Origin of the sequence: Wolbachia endosymbiont (group A) of Sturmia bella (assembly GCF_964030905.1) — a bacterium.
Classification (GTDB): domain Bacteria; phylum Pseudomonadota; class Alphaproteobacteria; order Rickettsiales; family Anaplasmataceae; genus Wolbachia; species Wolbachia pipientis.
On the sequence record NZ_OZ034988.1, the window covers coordinates 67,081 to 84,264 of the forward strand.

Genomic DNA, 17,184 nt, shown 5'->3' on the forward strand with positions numbered 1-17,184 from the left:
TTTATCAATAGAGTGAACATCACAAACTTTTGCTTTAACCTTTTTCTTAAATTTAATCTTACTCTTATCATAGTTAAATTATAACGTTAAATCTATAAAAAACACCTTATAAAGTGAGCTCTACTATAAATATAGAATACTTCTTAGCTGTATCTATCTATATTTATTATAACATAACATTGATTATAATTCTAACATGGACAGGTAGAGATTCCAATTACGTTAGTGTTATGGGTGTTAATAAATTTTTAATATACACCTTTACAAAAGAAGAAATCAAATGGCATCTTTTTTTAATAAAGTGCTAATAAAAGGAACGGTCACATTTGACCCTATAGATTCATTATCTATCTTTTCTATAATTTTATCAATGCTATAGAAAGAACGTTCTATTCTTGCTAAAATATAATTAATCACTTTTAAATCAATTTTTAACTGTTTATCTGAAAATCGTTTTATTAGCATAATTCTTAATAATTCCTCGCTTGCAGGCAAAATTTTTACGCTGATAGTTGATAATATTCGAGAACTTAAATCTCTTAGTTTGAAGTTAAGCTTTTTTGGTGAAATTGAAGAAGTGATTAGCAGCCTCTTGTCGTTTTCTTTCATGTAATTGTAACAATGTAATAACATGGCTTCATCTTTAATGTTTTGTACGTCTTCTAAAATAAAAGCATCGCTATACCTAATCTCGCTTACGAAGTTATTCACATTGATAAAGATTGCATCGTTTATTGATTGCCAAATATGAGCAAGATGAGTTTTACCGGAGCTTTTAGGTCCAAAAAGAATCAGACATTTCCAAGATAAATCATTAACTACCGAATTATATACGTACTTATTTTCATCTAAGATGATGTAATTTTGCCGGCTATAATCAGCTTGATTGTTGTTAAATAAATTTAATTGCACGTTGAACCTCTTACGTAACCTCTTTCTGGTAGTAATTTTTGCGCAGAAATTTACTTACGCTCCTCAAATGTGTCAGGTATTCTGGGCTCATTTCTCCTCTTACCATAAATTGATTATGCAAAAGGTCTGTTAGCCGTTTTTATAAAGCTCACTTTTAAAATATTTATTGATTGCATATTCTACTGATACATTGAACATTGCTATTATTGGAATAAAAAGTAATATACCTGTAAATCCAAAATATGAAGCGCATATAGTAATTCCCAGAATAATTACAGTTGGATGTATATGAACTTTTTTTCCTATTAATAAAGGAACTAATATATTTGAATCTATTAATTGTCCAACACCAAATAATAGCAAAACAGCAGCACTTTCAAACCATCCACTAAATTGAGTGATAGCGCTCAAAAACCCAATAATGGTATATAATAATGGCCCTACGTAAGGTATGAACGTTAACATTCCTGATAAAATTCCAATAACAATAGAGTGTTCCAATCCAATTATGCTCAGACTCACAGAGTAAAAGACCATCATGACAATACATACATTTACCTGCCCCTTTAGATAATTAGATATAATGAAATCCACTTTGGAAAAATAATCTGCAATTTTTCCTCTGTAAGGAATAGGGATTAATTTACTAGCTTTTTCTATAATTAAAGGCCAATCACGTAATATATAGAAAAACACTACAGGAGTAATCACCATTAATGATACCGTGTTAAAGCTTGAACTTAACACTTGGATTATAAAGTTACTAGCAATATCAAGAGCATTCATGAAATAAGATACATAGTTGCTGTAATTTTCTGCTAGATTTTTAGATAAATGATCAAATAAGCTATCCTCGATTTTCATATTAAGAAATTCTAATACAGAGGGGATTACTTTAAACTTTAATGAAGGCACTTTACTCACTAAGAAATTTAATATTGAAGTAATTTGAACATATATAATAGGTAAAACAAATGTTATGACTAGTATAAAAGCTATTAATAAAATAAGTATTATAAAAATTACAGAACATGAACGTGGTATTCTATACTTTTCAAACTTGACTACTAGCGGATTAAACAAATATGCAATAATAATAGATATTAAACATGGAAAAATCATAGGACGCATCAGGAATAACATCCCTATTATAAAAAGCAGTATGAAACAAATAGTTATATGACGTTTTTGCATGTGGTTAGCATAGCTAATTTACTGAAAAATATGCAATTTATTTTTCCTATGTTGAAAGTATTTTACGATTTGTAATACTATCATTTTTTACTAAAATTTAGTTGTTTAATCCGCAGGCAAAGATAGATTTTGAGCTCTCTAAATATCTCTTTTGCTATTATAATTATGCTAGTTAATAGGGGAAGTAACTTTTATATGATGTCAGAAATTTTATTTTTCGGAAAGAATCTTGGATAGAGAGGAAAGCTTCTACAAAAAGAAATATGTGCGCTAAGAAATACAAAATAGCAGCATTAATAGTTGCAGCGGGAGTAGCCAGTAGATGCAATTCTACGATTCCTAAGCAATATATAAAACTGGCAGGTAAATCTGTTTTATTTCATACAATTAAAAGATTTCTGGCTAACCAATATATAGATTACATAAGAATAGCAATTAATAGAGACCATGAAAGTTTCTATGAGAAAGCTATATCACTAATTACAGACACTAAATTACTAAGCCCTGTATACGGAGGAGAAAACAGGCAAAGTTCAGTTAACCTAGGGCTTGAAAGCTTACAAAAAATTAACCCAGATTTTGTAGTTATACACGATGCTTGTAGGCCTTTTGTGTCAGATGTTCTGATAGATAACTTGGTTGAATCTATGATTAATGATCAATATAAAGGAGTAGTTCCAGCAATAGAAGTTGAAGACACTATGTCATTGGTGAGTAATAGTTTTATTGAATCTACGATTTCAAGAGGAAAGCTCAGAGCCATACAAACCCCTCAAATTTTTAATTTCAAAGAATTATTATCATGCCATCAATCAGTCAAAGAATTTACTGACGATTCATCACTAATGGTAGAGCACAAAAAACATGTTGCGATTATTAAAGGTGAGAAAAGCAATTTTAAGTTAACCACAAAAGAGGATATCAATATGGCAAAGCTTCTTTTTGAAGAGCCAAAATTTCGTGTCGGAGCCGGTTATGATATACATAAGTTCATTAAAGTTCAAAATGGTGCTGAAAGCTTTATAAAAATTTGCGGTGTGAAAATTGAACACAACATGGCAATAGAAGCGCACTCTGATGGTGATGTTGCAATACATGCAATCGTTGATGCAATACTCGGAGCACTGGGATGTGGCGACATAGGAGAGCACTTTCCTCCTAGTTCCTCTGAATGGAAAGATTGCAATTCATCTCACTTTCTTGACTTTGCTGCTAAAAAAGCAAAAGAAAAAGGGTACAGCGTGTCTAATTTAGATATTACTATAGTTTGTGAAGAGCCTAAAATATCGCCTTACAAAGTAGAAATGAAGAAATTCATATCAAAAGCATTAGAAATTGATGATGAATTTGTAAATATCAAAGCAACCACTGCAGAGAAATTAGGTTATATTGGAAGAAATGAAGGAATAGCAGTGCATGCTTCTGTGTTATTGCATACAAACTTTTATTGGAAATAGAAACGAAAAAACTTACTTGACACCCTTCGCCAGCCCCCTTATCATGAAACTGAAGCTATTTATTTATCTTCTCTGTACAGATTAAATGACAAAAAAACTCAACGTATTTGGCGTCTCATGTTTAATTTTTTGCACTATGTGCACCTTATGTCTTTATCAAATTTCTAGCTATACAAGCTAAAATGCGCTTATAAAGCATTTAAAACATCAAAAAACGCCAACTTAAAAAATGGATAGTGAGTAATTAGCTACCCTAGGTTTTCTTTGCCTTTTTTTCTGTTTAGTAAATTTCTTAATGTTTATAATTTAGATTAGTTGCGGCTTAAAAGCAGATGAATCGCGGTTATTAAACGTTTAGAATAAAAAAACGCCATACTTAAAAGTATAATGTAAGTAACTAGCCAACCACGGGGCTTCTTTTGCCTTTTTTTTCGTTTGGTAAATTTCTTAAACATTTATGGCTGAACGACAATCGTCATCCCGCTACTTGTTAGCGGGATCTAGAGATACCGCGGCGGCATGACGTAGGACTGCTGTCATTCAAGTAGCTGACGCTGGAATCCAGCCTTGCTGTAATCTCATCAAGAACGTTGTGTTTTAACATAAGATCAGCCACTTTTATGCTTACCAACTTAATAAAATTCCTGGATCCAAGTAGTCAGGCTACTCGAATGACACCTTCATAAAGTGAAATGAGATCCCGCTAACAAGCAGCGGAATGACGGGAAAAGAGGTGCTGGGATGACACCTTCACAAAGTGAAATGAGATCCCGCTAACAAGCAGCGGGATGACGGGAAAAGAGGTGCTAGAATGACACCGTTTACTATGTAACATCTCATCATATCACAATGTTCGTACAGTTGTGGCGGTATGACGTAGAAAAACTGTTAACTTAAATCTATATTGACATGTCCCATTTTACGCTTATCCCTAACCTCTTTTTTCCCATATATGGTTAAACTAGCTTTTTCGTTGCTCAAATACTTATGAGAATCATATATATCATTACCTATTATATTTTTCGTCATACAAGGAAAGCGTAATACTACTTCCTGCATAGGTAGCCCGCATATTATCCTAACTAGCTGTTCAAATTGACTAACGTTACATGCATCCAAGCTCCAGTGGCAAGAATTGTGAGGTCTTGGAGCTAGTTCATTAACTAACAATTCGTTATCCTTAGTAACAAAAAATTCAATAGCCAGAATTCCTATTACATCAAGCGCATTTGCTATTTTCTTTGCAGCTCGTTGTACCTCTTGAGTTAATTTACTATCTATTTTAGCTGGCACTGTTGAAGTATCAAGTATTCCATCAACGTGGTAATTTTCTGCTATAGGAAAAAAAGCTACTTTACCGTTTTTATCTCTTGCAACGACTATTGAAACCTCTTTCAGTAAATCAACACTTGCTTCAAGAATGTACTCTGTATTCCAATCAAAGGAAGCAAATTGCTTCACTTCAGAATCATTCTCAAGCACATATTGCCCTTTTCCATCATAACCCATTTCTGTTGTTTTCAGCCTTGTTGGATAGCCAAAAGCTCTACTGCTTTTCAGTAGCTCATTATAATTTTGTATACTTTTGTATTCAGCAGTTTTTATACTCAAGCTTCTAATGAAATCTTTCTCTCTAAGCCTATTTTGCGCAATGTGTAACGCTTTTTTACCCGGATAAAAATTTACATCGATATCAATTGCACTACATGGAATATTTTCAGACTCAATAGTGACCAAATCCACACTCTGTGCAAAAGATTCAAGCGCTTTCTTATCAGAGAAATCTGCTATTGTGAAATCATCAGCAATAGAACAAGCTGGATCGTCTTTAGCACTGGCAAAAACATGTATTTTTTGTCCAAGTTTTGTTGCAGCGATAGCAGTCATTTTACCTAATTGTCCACCACCTATTATTCCTATTACTTTTTTGCTCAGCGCATCTGGTTCATTCATACTATAAATTGATATTTCCTAATTAAAGTATACTTGAAAAATCTATGAAAAAAGTATATAATTAAAATACTATTTTCTTATCATGAATATTTTATAATGATAGAATACACACTAACTACCAACTTTGTTGAAGTTACAGTTTTACCAATTTATATTGAAGAGCAATCCATTCCTTATGAAAATTGCTATGTATGGATGTATAACGTTAAGATAAAAAACAAAAGCCAATCAACTATTCAATTGTTAAGTCGTCATTGGCAAATAATAGATTATAAGGGAAAAGTAAATGAAATTGCCGGAGTTGGTGTTATCGGAGAACAACCTGTGATAAAATCTGGAGAGGTATTTAAATACACAAGTGGAACATACTTAAATGTACCGTCAGGAATAATGCAGGGTAAGTATGAATTTCTGAATGAAGAAAGCATAAAAGTTTTTGAAGTTATGATACCACCCTTTTCTTTGGATAGTCCATACATCAAAACTAGACCCCATTAACTGTCAAAATAGTTTATTTGTAACCAGACTGCATTCTGTGATTTTTAGCAAAGCACGATACACAATCGTCATCCCGCTACTTGTTAGCGGGATCTATGCTAAGATACCGCGGCGGTATGACGGTTCGCGGCGGCATGACGATAAGCTCGTCATCCCGCTACTTGTTAGCGGGATCTATGCTAAGATACCGCGGCGGTATGACGGTTCGTGGCGGTTATGACGTGTTAGCTATAGCTATCTTCAAAAATATGGTTGAATAATTGTTAATAATAGTGTATAATTATTAATATTTTTAAGCACTTTGGCTATGGCTTTATCTAAGTTTCTCGACCCTAAGCTGGATTTAACCTTCAAAAAAATATTTGGCACTGAAAAAAATAAGAATATTCTCGTACATTTTTTGAATGATATTTTAGGGTTTACCGAGATAAATACTATACAAGAAGTGGAATTCCTCAGTACTATAATGGATCCTGAAATTGCCTCTGATAAGCAAAGTATAGTTGATGTTCTTTGCAGGGACTCTAGTGGGAACAGGTATATAATTGAGATGGTGCGACCTGAAAGCCTTCGGTCATATTGTTTAAAAGGAGAGGAATTCATTCAGAAAGAAACTGAAAGGATTCTAAAGCTTATTGAACCAGATGTTTTGCCATCTGAGTCTACGCATCAGTGCGAATTGGGTAACCAGTTGGTGCCGAGCGACGCGGACAATGAACCTCCTCTTGATAAAGAAGATGCTCAATCGTGAGAGAAAGCATAAACTACAAGCATCATGTGGTTGGAGGGCTAGGCTTAGTGGTATGGTGAACGTAAGTGAAGCTTCATAAGTATCGTAACGATTAAAGAGCTAAAGATGCTGATAAGCTCCGACCAAAAGGTAATGTGACATTTTTCATTTCTGGATGTACGCAAATCACCGGTATAGAGAAGCCACCTAACCCACTATTGTATGACAAAAGGAACAGGATAAGCCTGTATTTTCGCCTATATGGCAGGCAACCCGCAAGGAATGCTGATGGATGTGCAGGTAAAGGATAATGGAGAAAGCGAATGCCATTTTGTAACGAAATGGATAGAATTTGTAACATTAATTCGCGTGAAAACGAGCAGACTTCCATTTGGTCCCTCATGACAAGAAACTTTGTTAACCACTTAAGGTAGGAAAGCAGATGATTACAAGTACAACTGTAAGTGCACCTACCAATAACTCCGAAGCATGGAACCAGTTACCCTGGAAGAAATGCCAAAAAGTTGTTATGAGGCTACAGAGGCGTATTGTTAAGGCTGTCCAACAAGGCAGATGGGGTAAGGTGAAAACTTTACAACACCTTCTCACACGCTCTTTTAGCGGCAAAGCTTTGGCGGTTAAGAGAGTAACTGAAAACCAAGGAAAAAACACAGCAGGTGTAGATCGTCAAATATGGTCAACTTGCAACACAAAATTTCAAGGAATAAAGCTATTAAAACAAAGAGGATACAAACCTTCTCCGCTAAAACGGATATACATCAGTAAGTCTAATGGCAAAAGAAGACCTCTTGGAATCCCTACGATAAAAGATAGAGCCATGCAAGCATTATACTTGTTTGCTTTGGAACCGATAGCTGAAACGATCAGTGATCGTCACTCTTATGGTTTTAGACCAAAAAGATCCTGCGCAGACGCTACTGTGGCTTGTCACTTGTTACTGGCAAGCCGTAACCAACTACAATGGATACTCGAAGGTGATATTAAAGGGTGTTTTGATAACATTAACCATGAATGGCTCATGAAGCATATTCCTATGGAGAAGAAAATTCTTCATAGCTGGTTAAAAGCTGGCTTCCTAGAATCAAAAACTCTGTATTCCACAACTGCAGGTACCCCACAAGGTAGTATCATCTCTCCAATACTAGCAAATCTAGCCCTAAATGGACTTGAAAAATCATTGGAAAGTCAATTTGGTAAACTTGGCAGTAAAAGAAGAAGCAAAATCAGAAGTGGAGTAAATGTAATCAGGTACGCAGATGACTTTATCATTTCAGGAATCACACGTGAAGTACTGGAAAATGAAGTAAAACCTCTAGTATCGTCCTTTCTTCAGGAGAGAGGTCTTATCCTTTCCGAAGAGAAAACAAAAATTACATCTATTACAACAGGGTTTGACTTTCTTGGTTGTAATGTACGCAGGTATAATAAGAAGTTAATTATAAAACCTTCAAAAGAAAGTATTAAGAAACTTCTTAATAAAGCACGTACATTGATAAAGGCAAACATAGCGAACACTCAGGCCGTACTAATCAAGTTGCTCAATTCCCTATTAAGGGGATGGGGAAATTACTACAGCCATGTGTGTGCGAAAAGAGCTTTTAACAAAATAGACCATGAAATTATGTGTGCTCTATGGAAATGGGCAAAGAAAAGACATCCTCGTAAAGGATTACGTTGGATAAAGAATCGTTACTTCAAGGTAATGAAACAACGCCAATGGGTCTTTGCTGCACCCATATGCAAGAACAAACCGAAAGAGATAAGGTATTTAAGACTGCTTAGGTTGATTGATATACCTATCAGACGACATGTTAAAATCAGGGCGGATGCAAATCCACTTGACTTAAAATGGAAAAAGTATTTTGATGAAAGAGTGAAACAAACAAAAATGTTAGCAAGCTCTTTCTCAAGAGAAGGTTCTCTACTGTTGGTGTCACCATTAAGAATGATGTTTTCTGAGGAATCATGAAGGACAAGCCGGTTCGAGAAAAGAAGGACTTAGATAAGGGGCTCAAGCGTAGTGTGGGGAAACCTGCATGCTGCGTTTCTAAGGGAGGGAGTAGTAGCAATACTACTTCCTTACCTAACCAAGTTGCCAAAACTAAAGGCTTTGAAAAACGCGCTCAATATTACGCTGCTAAAGCTTATTCAAGGCAAGCTGATAAAGGTGATCAATATCAGGGTCTTAAAGAAATCATTTTTATAGCTATTGCTGATTGTATTCTCTTTCCTAATAAATCTGAGTATAAGTCAGATCATGTAATGTTAGACAAAGATAGCTATGAACATGATTTAAAAGATTTTTATTTTACATTTATTGAGTTACCAAAATTTCCTAAAACTAAAGAAGACCAATTGGAGAGTATAGTTGAAAAATGGATCTATTATTTTAAATATGCAGATGAAACTAGCGAAGAAGAATTGGAAAAGATAATAGGTAGTGATGTAATAATTAAAAAGGCATATGAAGAACTAAATAGATTCAACTGGTCAGAGAAAGAATTTATTGCCTACGAACAGGAAATAAAACGTATTCGTGATGAACGGGCTGTTCTTGAACAAAAACTTGATGATGCTAAAAAGGAAGGAAAAATTGAAGTTGCAAAAACAATGCTAGCTAATAATGTTGATGTCACCACTATTGTTAAGTTTACTGGCCTCTCCATGAGTGAGATCAAAGAATTGCAGAATTAAGTGGACCCGCAAACGGTTACACGAAATAATGCTGCAGCCTGACCAGGTGATAAGTACATTTAGCCTATTTATCTTTATACTTTCATGTCAATTTTATAAATCAAATTTATTTCTGTGAGTAGCTACAATTTAAAGACCTTGCTTCATCAATGTAATGGAACAAAACCTTTTTAGTAAGTTCAAAACCCTCTAAAGTCTCTCCTTCGCATCTTGCTGTAATGCAGTTTTGCGTATTTGATACCCTAAGAAGCCACCAACCTTTATTATCGGTTACCTTAACACCATCAAGATCTGAAAATACAATATTTTGCTGCTCCAGTGTTTTCTTTATTGACTCAATTATTTGAAACTTTTTCTCATCTTTCACTACAATCTTCACTTCATGAGTGATATATAACTTCGGTAAATCCTCAATCACCTGAGATAGGCTTTGGTTTTTCTTAAGCAAAATGTCAACTGCTTTAACAGCAGAATATAGCCCATCATCAAAACTTAGCTCAGAAAAGAAGAAGTGCCCGCTTAATTCACCAGCAAACTTTGCCTCTTCCTCTACCATCTTCTTCTTAACTAGTGAATGTCCAGTAGCACAGGTGATAACTTGCCCTCCTAACTTGCTAACAAAATCATGCACTTTCATACTCATTTTTACGTTAGCAATAACTTTGCTTTCTGGATATTCCTCCAACACTTCACGTGCAAAAATTATAAATAAATGGTCATTGGAAACAACGTTGCCTTTATTATCAATTAAGCGCACCCTATCGCTATCGCCATCTAGCGCAATGCCAAGATCACATCCATATTCCTTCACAATGTCAATTAATTGAGCAAGATTTTTTTCCTCTATGGGATCTGGATCATGCAGTGGAAATGCCCCATCTATAGAGTTATTGGTTACGATGTGCGTATGACCAGGCAAGATCTTTTCAATATACCTTATAATTCCACTTGCTGGACTATTTCCACAATCCCAGGCTATTTTTAATTTCTGTGTAGTATCGTTCTTCACTGCACTTTTCAATATGCTAATGTACTCACTATATATATTTATGTTAATTAAGCTTCCAATTCTTGTGCTGTTTTTAATTGGACTGCTTATAATTTCCTTCATTTCTTGATCTGAGAAGACTTTTTTATTACTAAAAAATTTAAAGCCATTATATTCGCTGGGGTTATGAGAGGCAGTTATTATGATACCAAGATCCGCCTGTGTGATTTGTGTTGCAGCGTAAAGCATAGGTGAAGAGCATAGCCCAACGCGTATAACATTTGCACCGGATAAAGTTAAGCCCCTAATTAATTCTCTTTCTATACCTGGTGAATCTATTCTGCTGTCGTAGCCGACACAAACACTAGCTACGGCTTGGCCAAACTTTCTACCTATCTCGTACCCATCATTAATCTGCAAATCTTTGCCTACTATACCTCTAATATCGTATTTTCTTATAATGGTATTGTCCATACTGTACTTCTTGAAGTGACTACTATATAACATTTTGGCCAAATGCTCAAGTTTATTTATCCAACAATTGGTTGATTTTTAAAGAAATCTGTTAATATTATAGTATATTTTTTAAAATGTAAAATTATGCCACAGGAAAACGAAAATGTATTTATAGCTGAAAGTCAAAGTTTAGATGTAGATGAACAAAAGAAAAATGATACTTTAAATGTCATTGAATCTTGCAACGATCTTCAGGATTTTATCAAAAGACTGGAGGAAGAAAATTTAATCTGGTACTTTATTGGTCCTTTACGCAAAGATGAGGACATTACAGGACAGATAAATTTAAAGTGGGAAAAGGAGTTCCAAAAATTTGAGCAATCAATAGACGCAATGCATAAAGAACTTAAGTCGTCTCTGCCTGGTCAAAATTTCTTAGTGTATCCAACAAAGGATAATGACTTCAAAATTAGATTTGAAAATGAAGAAAAACCAATAGAAATTAGCAATATTTTAAGGACCAGCAGTGAAGGTAAGGTTTATAACATATCTTTAGGGAAAGATAGTCAAATAACTGCAACCAAAAAAGGCAGCGAAAGGCACTATGATTTTACTGGTTCAAGCTCATGTGAAATGACCATTAATTGGCAGGCTAAGGATTCTGAAGGTAACAGCATAGACTGTAGCATGACCGTAAAATTGGATTCTGGTGGTATACAGAGTGTTATTGGTGAGCCAAAATTTGGAGGAATAACGAGTTCAGAAGAAGTATTAAAGTTAGTTGGACAAAATAAAGAAGTTTTTATCAACGGAAAAACTCTGTATCAAGCTTTTACTGGCATATCCAAGAGTGTAGACGATCAGCAAGTACCAGCAGAGGAAATATTTACAAAAGATCTACATATATCACCACAGTCACCTACACCAAGCAGCAGTGGGTATTCCTCTCCTAGCACACCTTCTTCACGTAGAAGTTCTATATCCACCAGCAGTGAATTTAGTGATGAAGATGAAATATTTGAGGATGATATGTCTGGTGATGAAGAAGAGTATGAGCAAGAAGGATTAAAAGATGAAGTTGAGGAATTAGAGGAAGAAAAAGAAACATTTGCTAAATATTTTGCAGTGCAGGCAAAGCAGCTTGAGGATCTAAGATTAGAACGTGACTCCTTGAGAGATAAAGTCAATGAACAACAGCGAGCGATATTTGAAAGAGGTCAAAGAATAAAGGAACAAGAGGAAGAACTACAGGATAAAAATGATGTAATAAAGAACTTAAATGATCAGTTGAAAGATAAGGAAGGTGAAACAAATGAGGCAAATAAAGAATTACAGAGAAAATTGAAGCAAAGTGAAGCTAATTTAACTGTACTAAAGGAAAAGAATGCAAATTTGGAGAATGACCTGAAGAAAATAGTGGAAGGTTTAAAGGATGATCATAAAAAGCAGTTGGCAGAACAGTTAATGGAAACAAAAAAGGAAAACAATACATTGGCTGAAACGGCGAGCCAATTGTCTAAAGAATTAAATGAATTACAGAGAGAAAAGGAAGATTTAGAGAGGGAAATTCGACAACTTGAACCTGGAAGATCACTTGCAGATGAGCTAAGCGAAGAAAATACGAAGAGGGAAATAGAAAAACTTCAATATCAACTTAAGGAAAAGGAAGGGATGTTAACGTGTACACAGGAAGAGCTGGCATCTGTCAAAGAGAGTCTAGAGCAACTGCAGAACATATTACAGCAGGAAAAAGGTCAGGCAACTCAAACTGAAGTTGAATATGAAAGTAGAGGAACAAGCATGCAGCAGCAAGACCAAGGTATACAAGCTGTAAACAACAACTCAAGCAGAACAGCTAGTGGGTTAAGACAAGAAAACAAAAAATTGACTAGAGACAAACTAACTATATCTGAACAATTAAAACAAAAAATAAGAGAGATTGACGAGTTAAAGAAAAATTTAAAGCAACTGCAAGAAGAAAATAAACAACTAAAACAAGAAGTTACCAAAAATGCAGGAGTTGATGCATCATCTTCAACAGGTCAAAAAGAAGCTAAAGAAGCAAAAGTTATACCGCAAAACATTATGGATTGGCCTGTTCCAATTCCAGATGATAAACCGGAAGAGCAGAAAACTCCATTAGAGCCAATCAAGGTAAATACAGAATTATCAGATCCAAAATCAATCCCTGCTGAGGGTCCGGAAAAATCTCCTCCTCTTTCAAAATGATGAGTTTTGCTTCTATAGCTGACCCAAGCAACACGTCATCCCGCGATTTATTCGCGTTATCTCAGCCGCTAACACGTAGCGGGATACTTAACCGTCATACCGTGATTTATTCACAGTATCTCTTAGCCACTAACAAGCAGCGGGATGACAGCAATCCTACGTCATGCCGCCGCGGTACCTCTAGATCCCGCTAACTAGTAGCAGAATGACGAATTTTTGTTTTTCAAATTATAGCTAAACATACTGTAATTGCTATTGAATGATGGAGAGACATACTCCATTATTTTAGCACGAAGTAACAAATTCAATGAATTGGTTCTTCAAAAATAATTTAAACTTTTACAGTAGGTCATGAAATATTATAGCGATCTCATTAAAAGAAACTTTTATAAGTATCGTTGGTGAGAAAGGAAAAGTTGTTAAGGAAGAAGTTGTTGCAAGCGAAAGTAAGGCAATAGCAGATTAGCCAAGGCAAAAAATACGAACCCATAGGAATAGAAAGTGGATAGTTGTCAATATCAATGTGCAAAGAGTTAAGGAGTTTTGGATTACCAGTAATTTGTGTAGATGCAAGGCATATGGCAGCAGCGTTGTCTGCAAGAATCAATAAGAATGATAAAAACGATGCGAGGGGTATAGCGCAGATGATGAGAAGTGTTAGTAAAATCAGTTGTCAAATTAAAATAGCGCTTGGAAGCAGAAGACAGCTAATGTGTAGCAAACAGCAGGTTATTGGAACAATAAGAGGGTTGTTGAAGATACATGGTCGGTAAAGGATCAAAATTTGAAACTTTCGCTTTAAGAATACAAGAGGCAATAAATAATTTGGATGAAATCAGTAGGAGTTCAATTGAAGCGTTAGTTTGTAGTTTGGAAGCAATAGAAAAGTCATTAAGAAAGCTTGACAAAATGCTTTCAGAACAAGGTGAAAAAGACGATGATTGTAAATTGTTAACTACTGTTCCAGGAGTGGGGATTATAGTAGCAATGACGTATAAAGCTGCAATTGATAACCCACATAGGTTTGAGAAATCTGATACAGTTGGAGCATATATAGGGTTGACACCAAGGCAATATTCTTCTGGAGAAGTTGATCGGCATGGCAGCATATCAAAGATGGGACCAGCGGAATGTAGAAGTATGTTATATGAAGCTGCACAAACAATGCTTACAGTTACCAAGAGGACATTTAAATTAAAAAACTGGAGTTGCGAAGAAAAAAGGAATGAAAAAAGCAATTGTAGCAGTAGCAAGAAAATTAGCTGTAATTATGCATAGGATGTTGGTTGATAAAACAGAATTTTATTATCAATAAACATCAAAAGAGCATAGGACAATAATTTTATTGAAAATAAAGATAGCAATGCCGATGGAAGGGACAAGCAAGAACTTAGTTAGACTTCGTGGTAAACATGTTACCGTCCACTTCCGCCTAACAAGTATAATGCGGCTTGACAAGTTTATTGTCATCTCAGACCGCGGAGAGAACCATATGCTACTTTTCACTTATGTAAAATTACCAAGGATTATGGAGAAGATATGCTGTTTTGATTTGTGTGAAAATTATTGTTGACTTATGTGCAATTAGAGAACCTAAGTCACTTTAGCTATAATTCAGAATTGAGAGCTTTTAATAACTCTCTAACTCCCACTTAGGTCTTGGTGCAAAATTAAGTGGATCTATATAATTTTTCTGTAACCTTTCAATTCCTGTCCATCCAACCATAATTGCATTGTCTGTACATAGGTCGTTAGGGGGAAAAAATATGTTTAAGTTTATGTGTTGTTTTAATTTTTCTCTCAAGAAATTATTTGCTGCAACTCCGCCGGTAATCACAAAGTCATTGATTTTGATATTTAAAGATTCGGCCATAATAATTGCATTACTAACCCTGTCCAGCAGTATGTCACTAATACACTCTTGAAACGAAGCACATACATCACACACATCTTGCTCGCTCATTTTAAGTTCTTGTACTAAGTTTTTTACTGCTGTTTTAATCCCAGAAAACGAAAAGTTACATCCAGAACGTTTTATCATTGCCCTTGGCAGTTTGAATCTTGTGCCATTGCCTTTTTTAGCCAACTTTTCAATTAATGGGCCTCCTGGGTAGCTTAAACCCAGCATCTTAGCAACTTTATCAAATGCTTCTCCTAGTGAATCATCGAGCGTTTCTCCAAGTTTAATGTATTTACCTACATCCTGTGCAATTAAAAATTGACAGTGACCACCTGATATTAGTAGGACTAAAAATGGAAATTTTACCTCATGCAGTAACCTAATAACCAATGCATGCGCTTCTAAGTGATTCACTGCAATGAATGGTTTTTGTGCTACATGCGCAATTGCTTTAGCCATCATTGTACCAACTATTAATCCACCTATGAGTCCTGGTCCTGATGTTGCTGCAATTGCATTGAGGTCACAAAAGTTAAGGTTAGATTTTTCCACGGCGCTTTTTATTAGACCACTTAAATGCTCCATATGAGCACGTGAAGCTATTTCAGGGATCACCCCACCACGTTTTTTGTGTTCTGCTTGGGAGAGAATTTCGTGAGCAAGGACTTGCTTGTCACTATTTACAATCGCTACTGCAGTTTCGTCGCAGCTTGTTTCAACAGCTAAAATGGTTTTCATGTATATTTAGTTACTGTATTACCAAAACTATACTTTGAAACGCTGTAGAAGTTAACTGCAAAGTTAACTTCTATAGCTAAAAGATTTACCGACAACCGTCATTCCGCTACGTGTTAGCTGATGAGATACCGCGCACAACTGTACGAACATTCATTCTTAAAGGTAAACTGCACAGCAAATGGTGTCATTCCAGTGCTTGACACTGGAATCCAGCCTTGCCGTAATCTCATCAAGAACGTTGTGTTTTAACATAAGATCAGCCACTTTTATGCTCACCAACTTAGTGCCCAATCCAAATTCCTGGATTCCAGTGTCAAGCACTGGAATGACACCATCTACTACTCAAATTACCTGCAAATTGCAATGTTCGTACACCAAAAGAATGAATCGCGGTATGACGGTTCGCGGCGGCATGACGTAGGAAAACCTGCACTATAAGCTAATCATCATCTCCAAATATAGAGCTAATTTTTTTGCCCCCAGGAGAAAATTTATTAGTCCAACTGCTTTGCACTTTGGTTACGTCTTTAGTGGCAGTTTTATTGCTGTATTCCTTGATTTCCTTATCTATTCTCTCCATCATTTGTGAATCAAGGTAGCTCTTTTTCCATTGGCCAGTAGCAAGGAACACTTTGTTTAAGTCTTGAGTGCGGATTAAGTATTCTTTATCTTTAGGGTAAACCTCCTGCGCCCAAGCAAATAGCTCAAAATAGCGTGCAAATAATTCAGATGCACGTGATTTTGCAGTTTGATAAGCCTGTATCTCCTTAAATATAACTTGGCCGATAATTTTCTGCACAAGAATATTTGCTTGCTTTAGGTTCTGCTCAATATCCTGGTAAACTTTATGGAGAAATTCCTGTTCCAAACTTAAGTTCAGTTCATTTTCAACCATGTGTGAAAGTTCATGCACTATAATGTATGGGTTTGACTTCCTCAGTACAATAACATATCTATTTACACTGGAAGACCTGATTGTCTTACACACTCCCCCTTCCATATCCACTAATCCCTCTTGGTATATTTCAAATGAGAGCCTGTTTTGCTTTATTAGTGATAAAGTGAGGTTTAATGTGTTTCTAAACTTCTCAAATTGATAGAGATATTCGACATACCGTATTGCATTTTCACTGCTTCCTACTTGAGTTGCTTGTTTTATTAAATTCCTGATTAGCATACCTTATTATTAAAGGAATTCTTTTTATACTCAAGAATTGATTGGCTACAAAGTGTTTTTAGGAAGCCTGATTGCATAGCTAAAGTAATTCATGTTTACTGATAACCGTCATACCGCTGCTTGTCAGCGGGATCTATGGTGAGATACCGCGAATGAATCCATAGCTGTACGAACATTCATTTTTGAAGGTAAATTGCACAGCAAATGGTGTCATTCCAGTGCTCTTTTTTTGTCATC

The 17,184-nt window shown here is 35.3% G+C and carries 15 protein-coding genes and 2 pseudogenes; 10 read left to right on the plus strand and 7 right to left on the minus strand.

Going from position 1 to position 17,184, the window contains the following annotated elements:
• Positions 1–276 precede the first annotated feature (276 nt).
• On the minus strand, positions 277–912 hold the full coding sequence (locus ACQH3L_RS00340) for a DnaA ATPase domain-containing protein (protein WP_425384828.1): 636 nt from the start codon (positions 910–912) through the stop codon (positions 277–279).
• A 129-nt stretch (positions 913–1,041) separates the two neighbouring features.
• Positions 1,042–2,106, minus strand: a complete 1,065-nt coding sequence (locus ACQH3L_RS00345; protein WP_010963061.1) for an AI-2E family transporter — start codon at positions 2,104–2,106, stop codon at positions 1,042–1,044.
• A gap of 263 nt (positions 2,107–2,369) precedes the next feature.
• Here ACQH3L_RS00345 and ispD point away from each other — a divergent pair, with 263 nt between their 5' ends.
• Positions 2,370–3,563, plus strand: a complete 1,194-nt coding sequence (gene ispD / locus ACQH3L_RS00350) for a 2-C-methyl-D-erythritol 4-phosphate cytidylyltransferase (RefSeq protein WP_425384829.1) — start codon at positions 2,370–2,372, stop codon at positions 3,561–3,563.
• An 888-nt stretch (positions 3,564–4,451) separates the two neighbouring features.
• Here the strand turns inward: ispD and ACQH3L_RS00355 are convergent.
• Positions 4,452–5,516, minus strand: coding sequence for a 5-(carboxyamino)imidazole ribonucleotide synthase (locus ACQH3L_RS00355; RefSeq protein WP_010082017.1), 1,065 nt, complete (start codon positions 5,514–5,516; stop codon positions 4,452–4,454).
• A gap of 96 nt (positions 5,517–5,612) precedes the next feature.
• Here ACQH3L_RS00355 and apaG point away from each other — a divergent pair, with 96 nt between their 5' ends.
• The 5 genes and pseudogenes from apaG (at position 5,613) to ACQH3L_RS00380 (ending at position 9,459) form a co-directional block, all read left to right on the plus strand.
• Complete coding sequence (apaG, locus tag ACQH3L_RS00360; protein WP_007549064.1) at positions 5,613–6,014, plus strand: Co2+/Mg2+ efflux protein ApaG; 402 nt, start codon at positions 5,613–5,615, stop codon at positions 6,012–6,014.
• Between the two features lie 307 nt (positions 6,015–6,321).
• Positions 6,322–6,567, plus strand: a pseudogene (locus ACQH3L_RS00365) (PD-(D/E)XK nuclease family transposase); the annotation flags it as partial.
• A 438-nt stretch (positions 6,568–7,005) separates the two neighbouring features.
• The gene (locus ACQH3L_RS00370; protein ID WP_173862902.1) at positions 7,006–7,149 is read left to right on the plus strand and encodes a hypothetical protein; all 144 of its coding nucleotides are present in this window, start codon (positions 7,006–7,008) and stop codon (positions 7,147–7,149) included.
• A gap of 37 nt (positions 7,150–7,186) precedes the next feature.
• On the plus strand, positions 7,187–8,734 hold the full coding sequence (ltrA, locus tag ACQH3L_RS00375) for a group II intron reverse transcriptase/maturase (RefSeq protein WP_006280223.1): 1,548 nt from the start codon (positions 7,187–7,189) through the stop codon (positions 8,732–8,734).
• The gene (locus tag ACQH3L_RS00380) at positions 8,731–9,459 is read left to right on the plus strand and encodes an Rpn family recombination-promoting nuclease/putative transposase (RefSeq protein WP_007550709.1); all 729 of its coding nucleotides are present in this window, start codon (positions 8,731–8,733) and stop codon (positions 9,457–9,459) included. Before ltrA ends, ACQH3L_RS00380 begins: the two co-directional genes overlap by 4 nt.
• A 106-nt stretch (positions 9,460–9,565) precedes the next feature.
• Here ACQH3L_RS00380 and ACQH3L_RS00385 read toward each other — a convergent pair whose 3' ends face one another.
• Positions 9,566–10,921, minus strand: coding sequence for a phosphomannomutase/phosphoglucomutase (locus ACQH3L_RS00385; protein WP_425384830.1), 1,356 nt, complete (start codon positions 10,919–10,921; stop codon positions 9,566–9,568).
• 126 nt (positions 10,922–11,047) lie between these two features.
• On the opposite strand from ACQH3L_RS00385, the gene ACQH3L_RS00390 reads away from it, so the two are divergent.
• The 3 genes from ACQH3L_RS00390 to ACQH3L_RS00400 all read left to right on the plus strand — a co-directional run bounded on the left by ACQH3L_RS00390 (position 11,048) and on the right by ACQH3L_RS00400 (position 14,410).
• Complete coding sequence (locus ACQH3L_RS00390; RefSeq protein WP_265017975.1) at positions 11,048–13,132, plus strand: hypothetical protein; 2,085 nt, start codon at positions 11,048–11,050, stop codon at positions 13,130–13,132.
• Positions 13,133–13,641: 509 nt separating this feature from the next.
• The gene (locus tag ACQH3L_RS00395; protein ID WP_007552904.1) at positions 13,642–13,905 is read left to right on the plus strand and encodes a hypothetical protein; all 264 of its coding nucleotides are present in this window, start codon (positions 13,642–13,644) and stop codon (positions 13,903–13,905) included.
• Entirely contained in the window at positions 13,895–14,410 is a 516-nt protein-coding gene (locus ACQH3L_RS00400; protein ID WP_022626334.1) for an IS110 family transposase, read from the plus strand. Before ACQH3L_RS00395 ends, ACQH3L_RS00400 begins: the two co-directional genes overlap by 11 nt.
• 352 nt (positions 14,411–14,762) lie before the next feature.
• Here the strand turns inward: ACQH3L_RS00400 and tsaD are convergent, their stop codons facing one another.
• Both tsaD and ACQH3L_RS00410 read right to left on the minus strand, forming a co-directional pair.
• Positions 14,763–15,770, minus strand: coding sequence for a tRNA (adenosine(37)-N6)-threonylcarbamoyltransferase complex transferase subunit TsaD (tsaD, locus tag ACQH3L_RS00405; protein WP_010962772.1), 1,008 nt, complete (start codon positions 15,768–15,770; stop codon positions 14,763–14,765).
• Positions 15,771–15,926: 156 nt separating this feature from the next.
• Complete coding sequence (locus ACQH3L_RS00410) at positions 15,927–16,091, minus strand: hypothetical protein (RefSeq protein ID WP_022626335.1); 165 nt, start codon at positions 16,089–16,091, stop codon at positions 15,927–15,929.
• On the opposite strand from ACQH3L_RS00410, the pseudogene ACQH3L_RS00415 reads away from it, so the two are divergent.
• Positions 16,069–16,170, plus strand: a pseudogene (locus ACQH3L_RS00415) (WPE palindromic element domain-containing protein); the annotation flags it as partial. The gene ACQH3L_RS00410 and the pseudogene ACQH3L_RS00415 overlap by 23 nt on opposite strands.
• Before the next feature lie 39 nt (positions 16,171–16,209).
• Here the strand turns inward: ACQH3L_RS00415 and ACQH3L_RS00420 are convergent.
• On the minus strand, positions 16,210–16,947 hold the full coding sequence (locus tag ACQH3L_RS00420) for a WD_0702 family putative metalloprotease (protein ID WP_425384831.1): 738 nt from the start codon (positions 16,945–16,947) through the stop codon (positions 16,210–16,212).
• Positions 16,948–17,184: the final 237 nt, after the last annotated feature.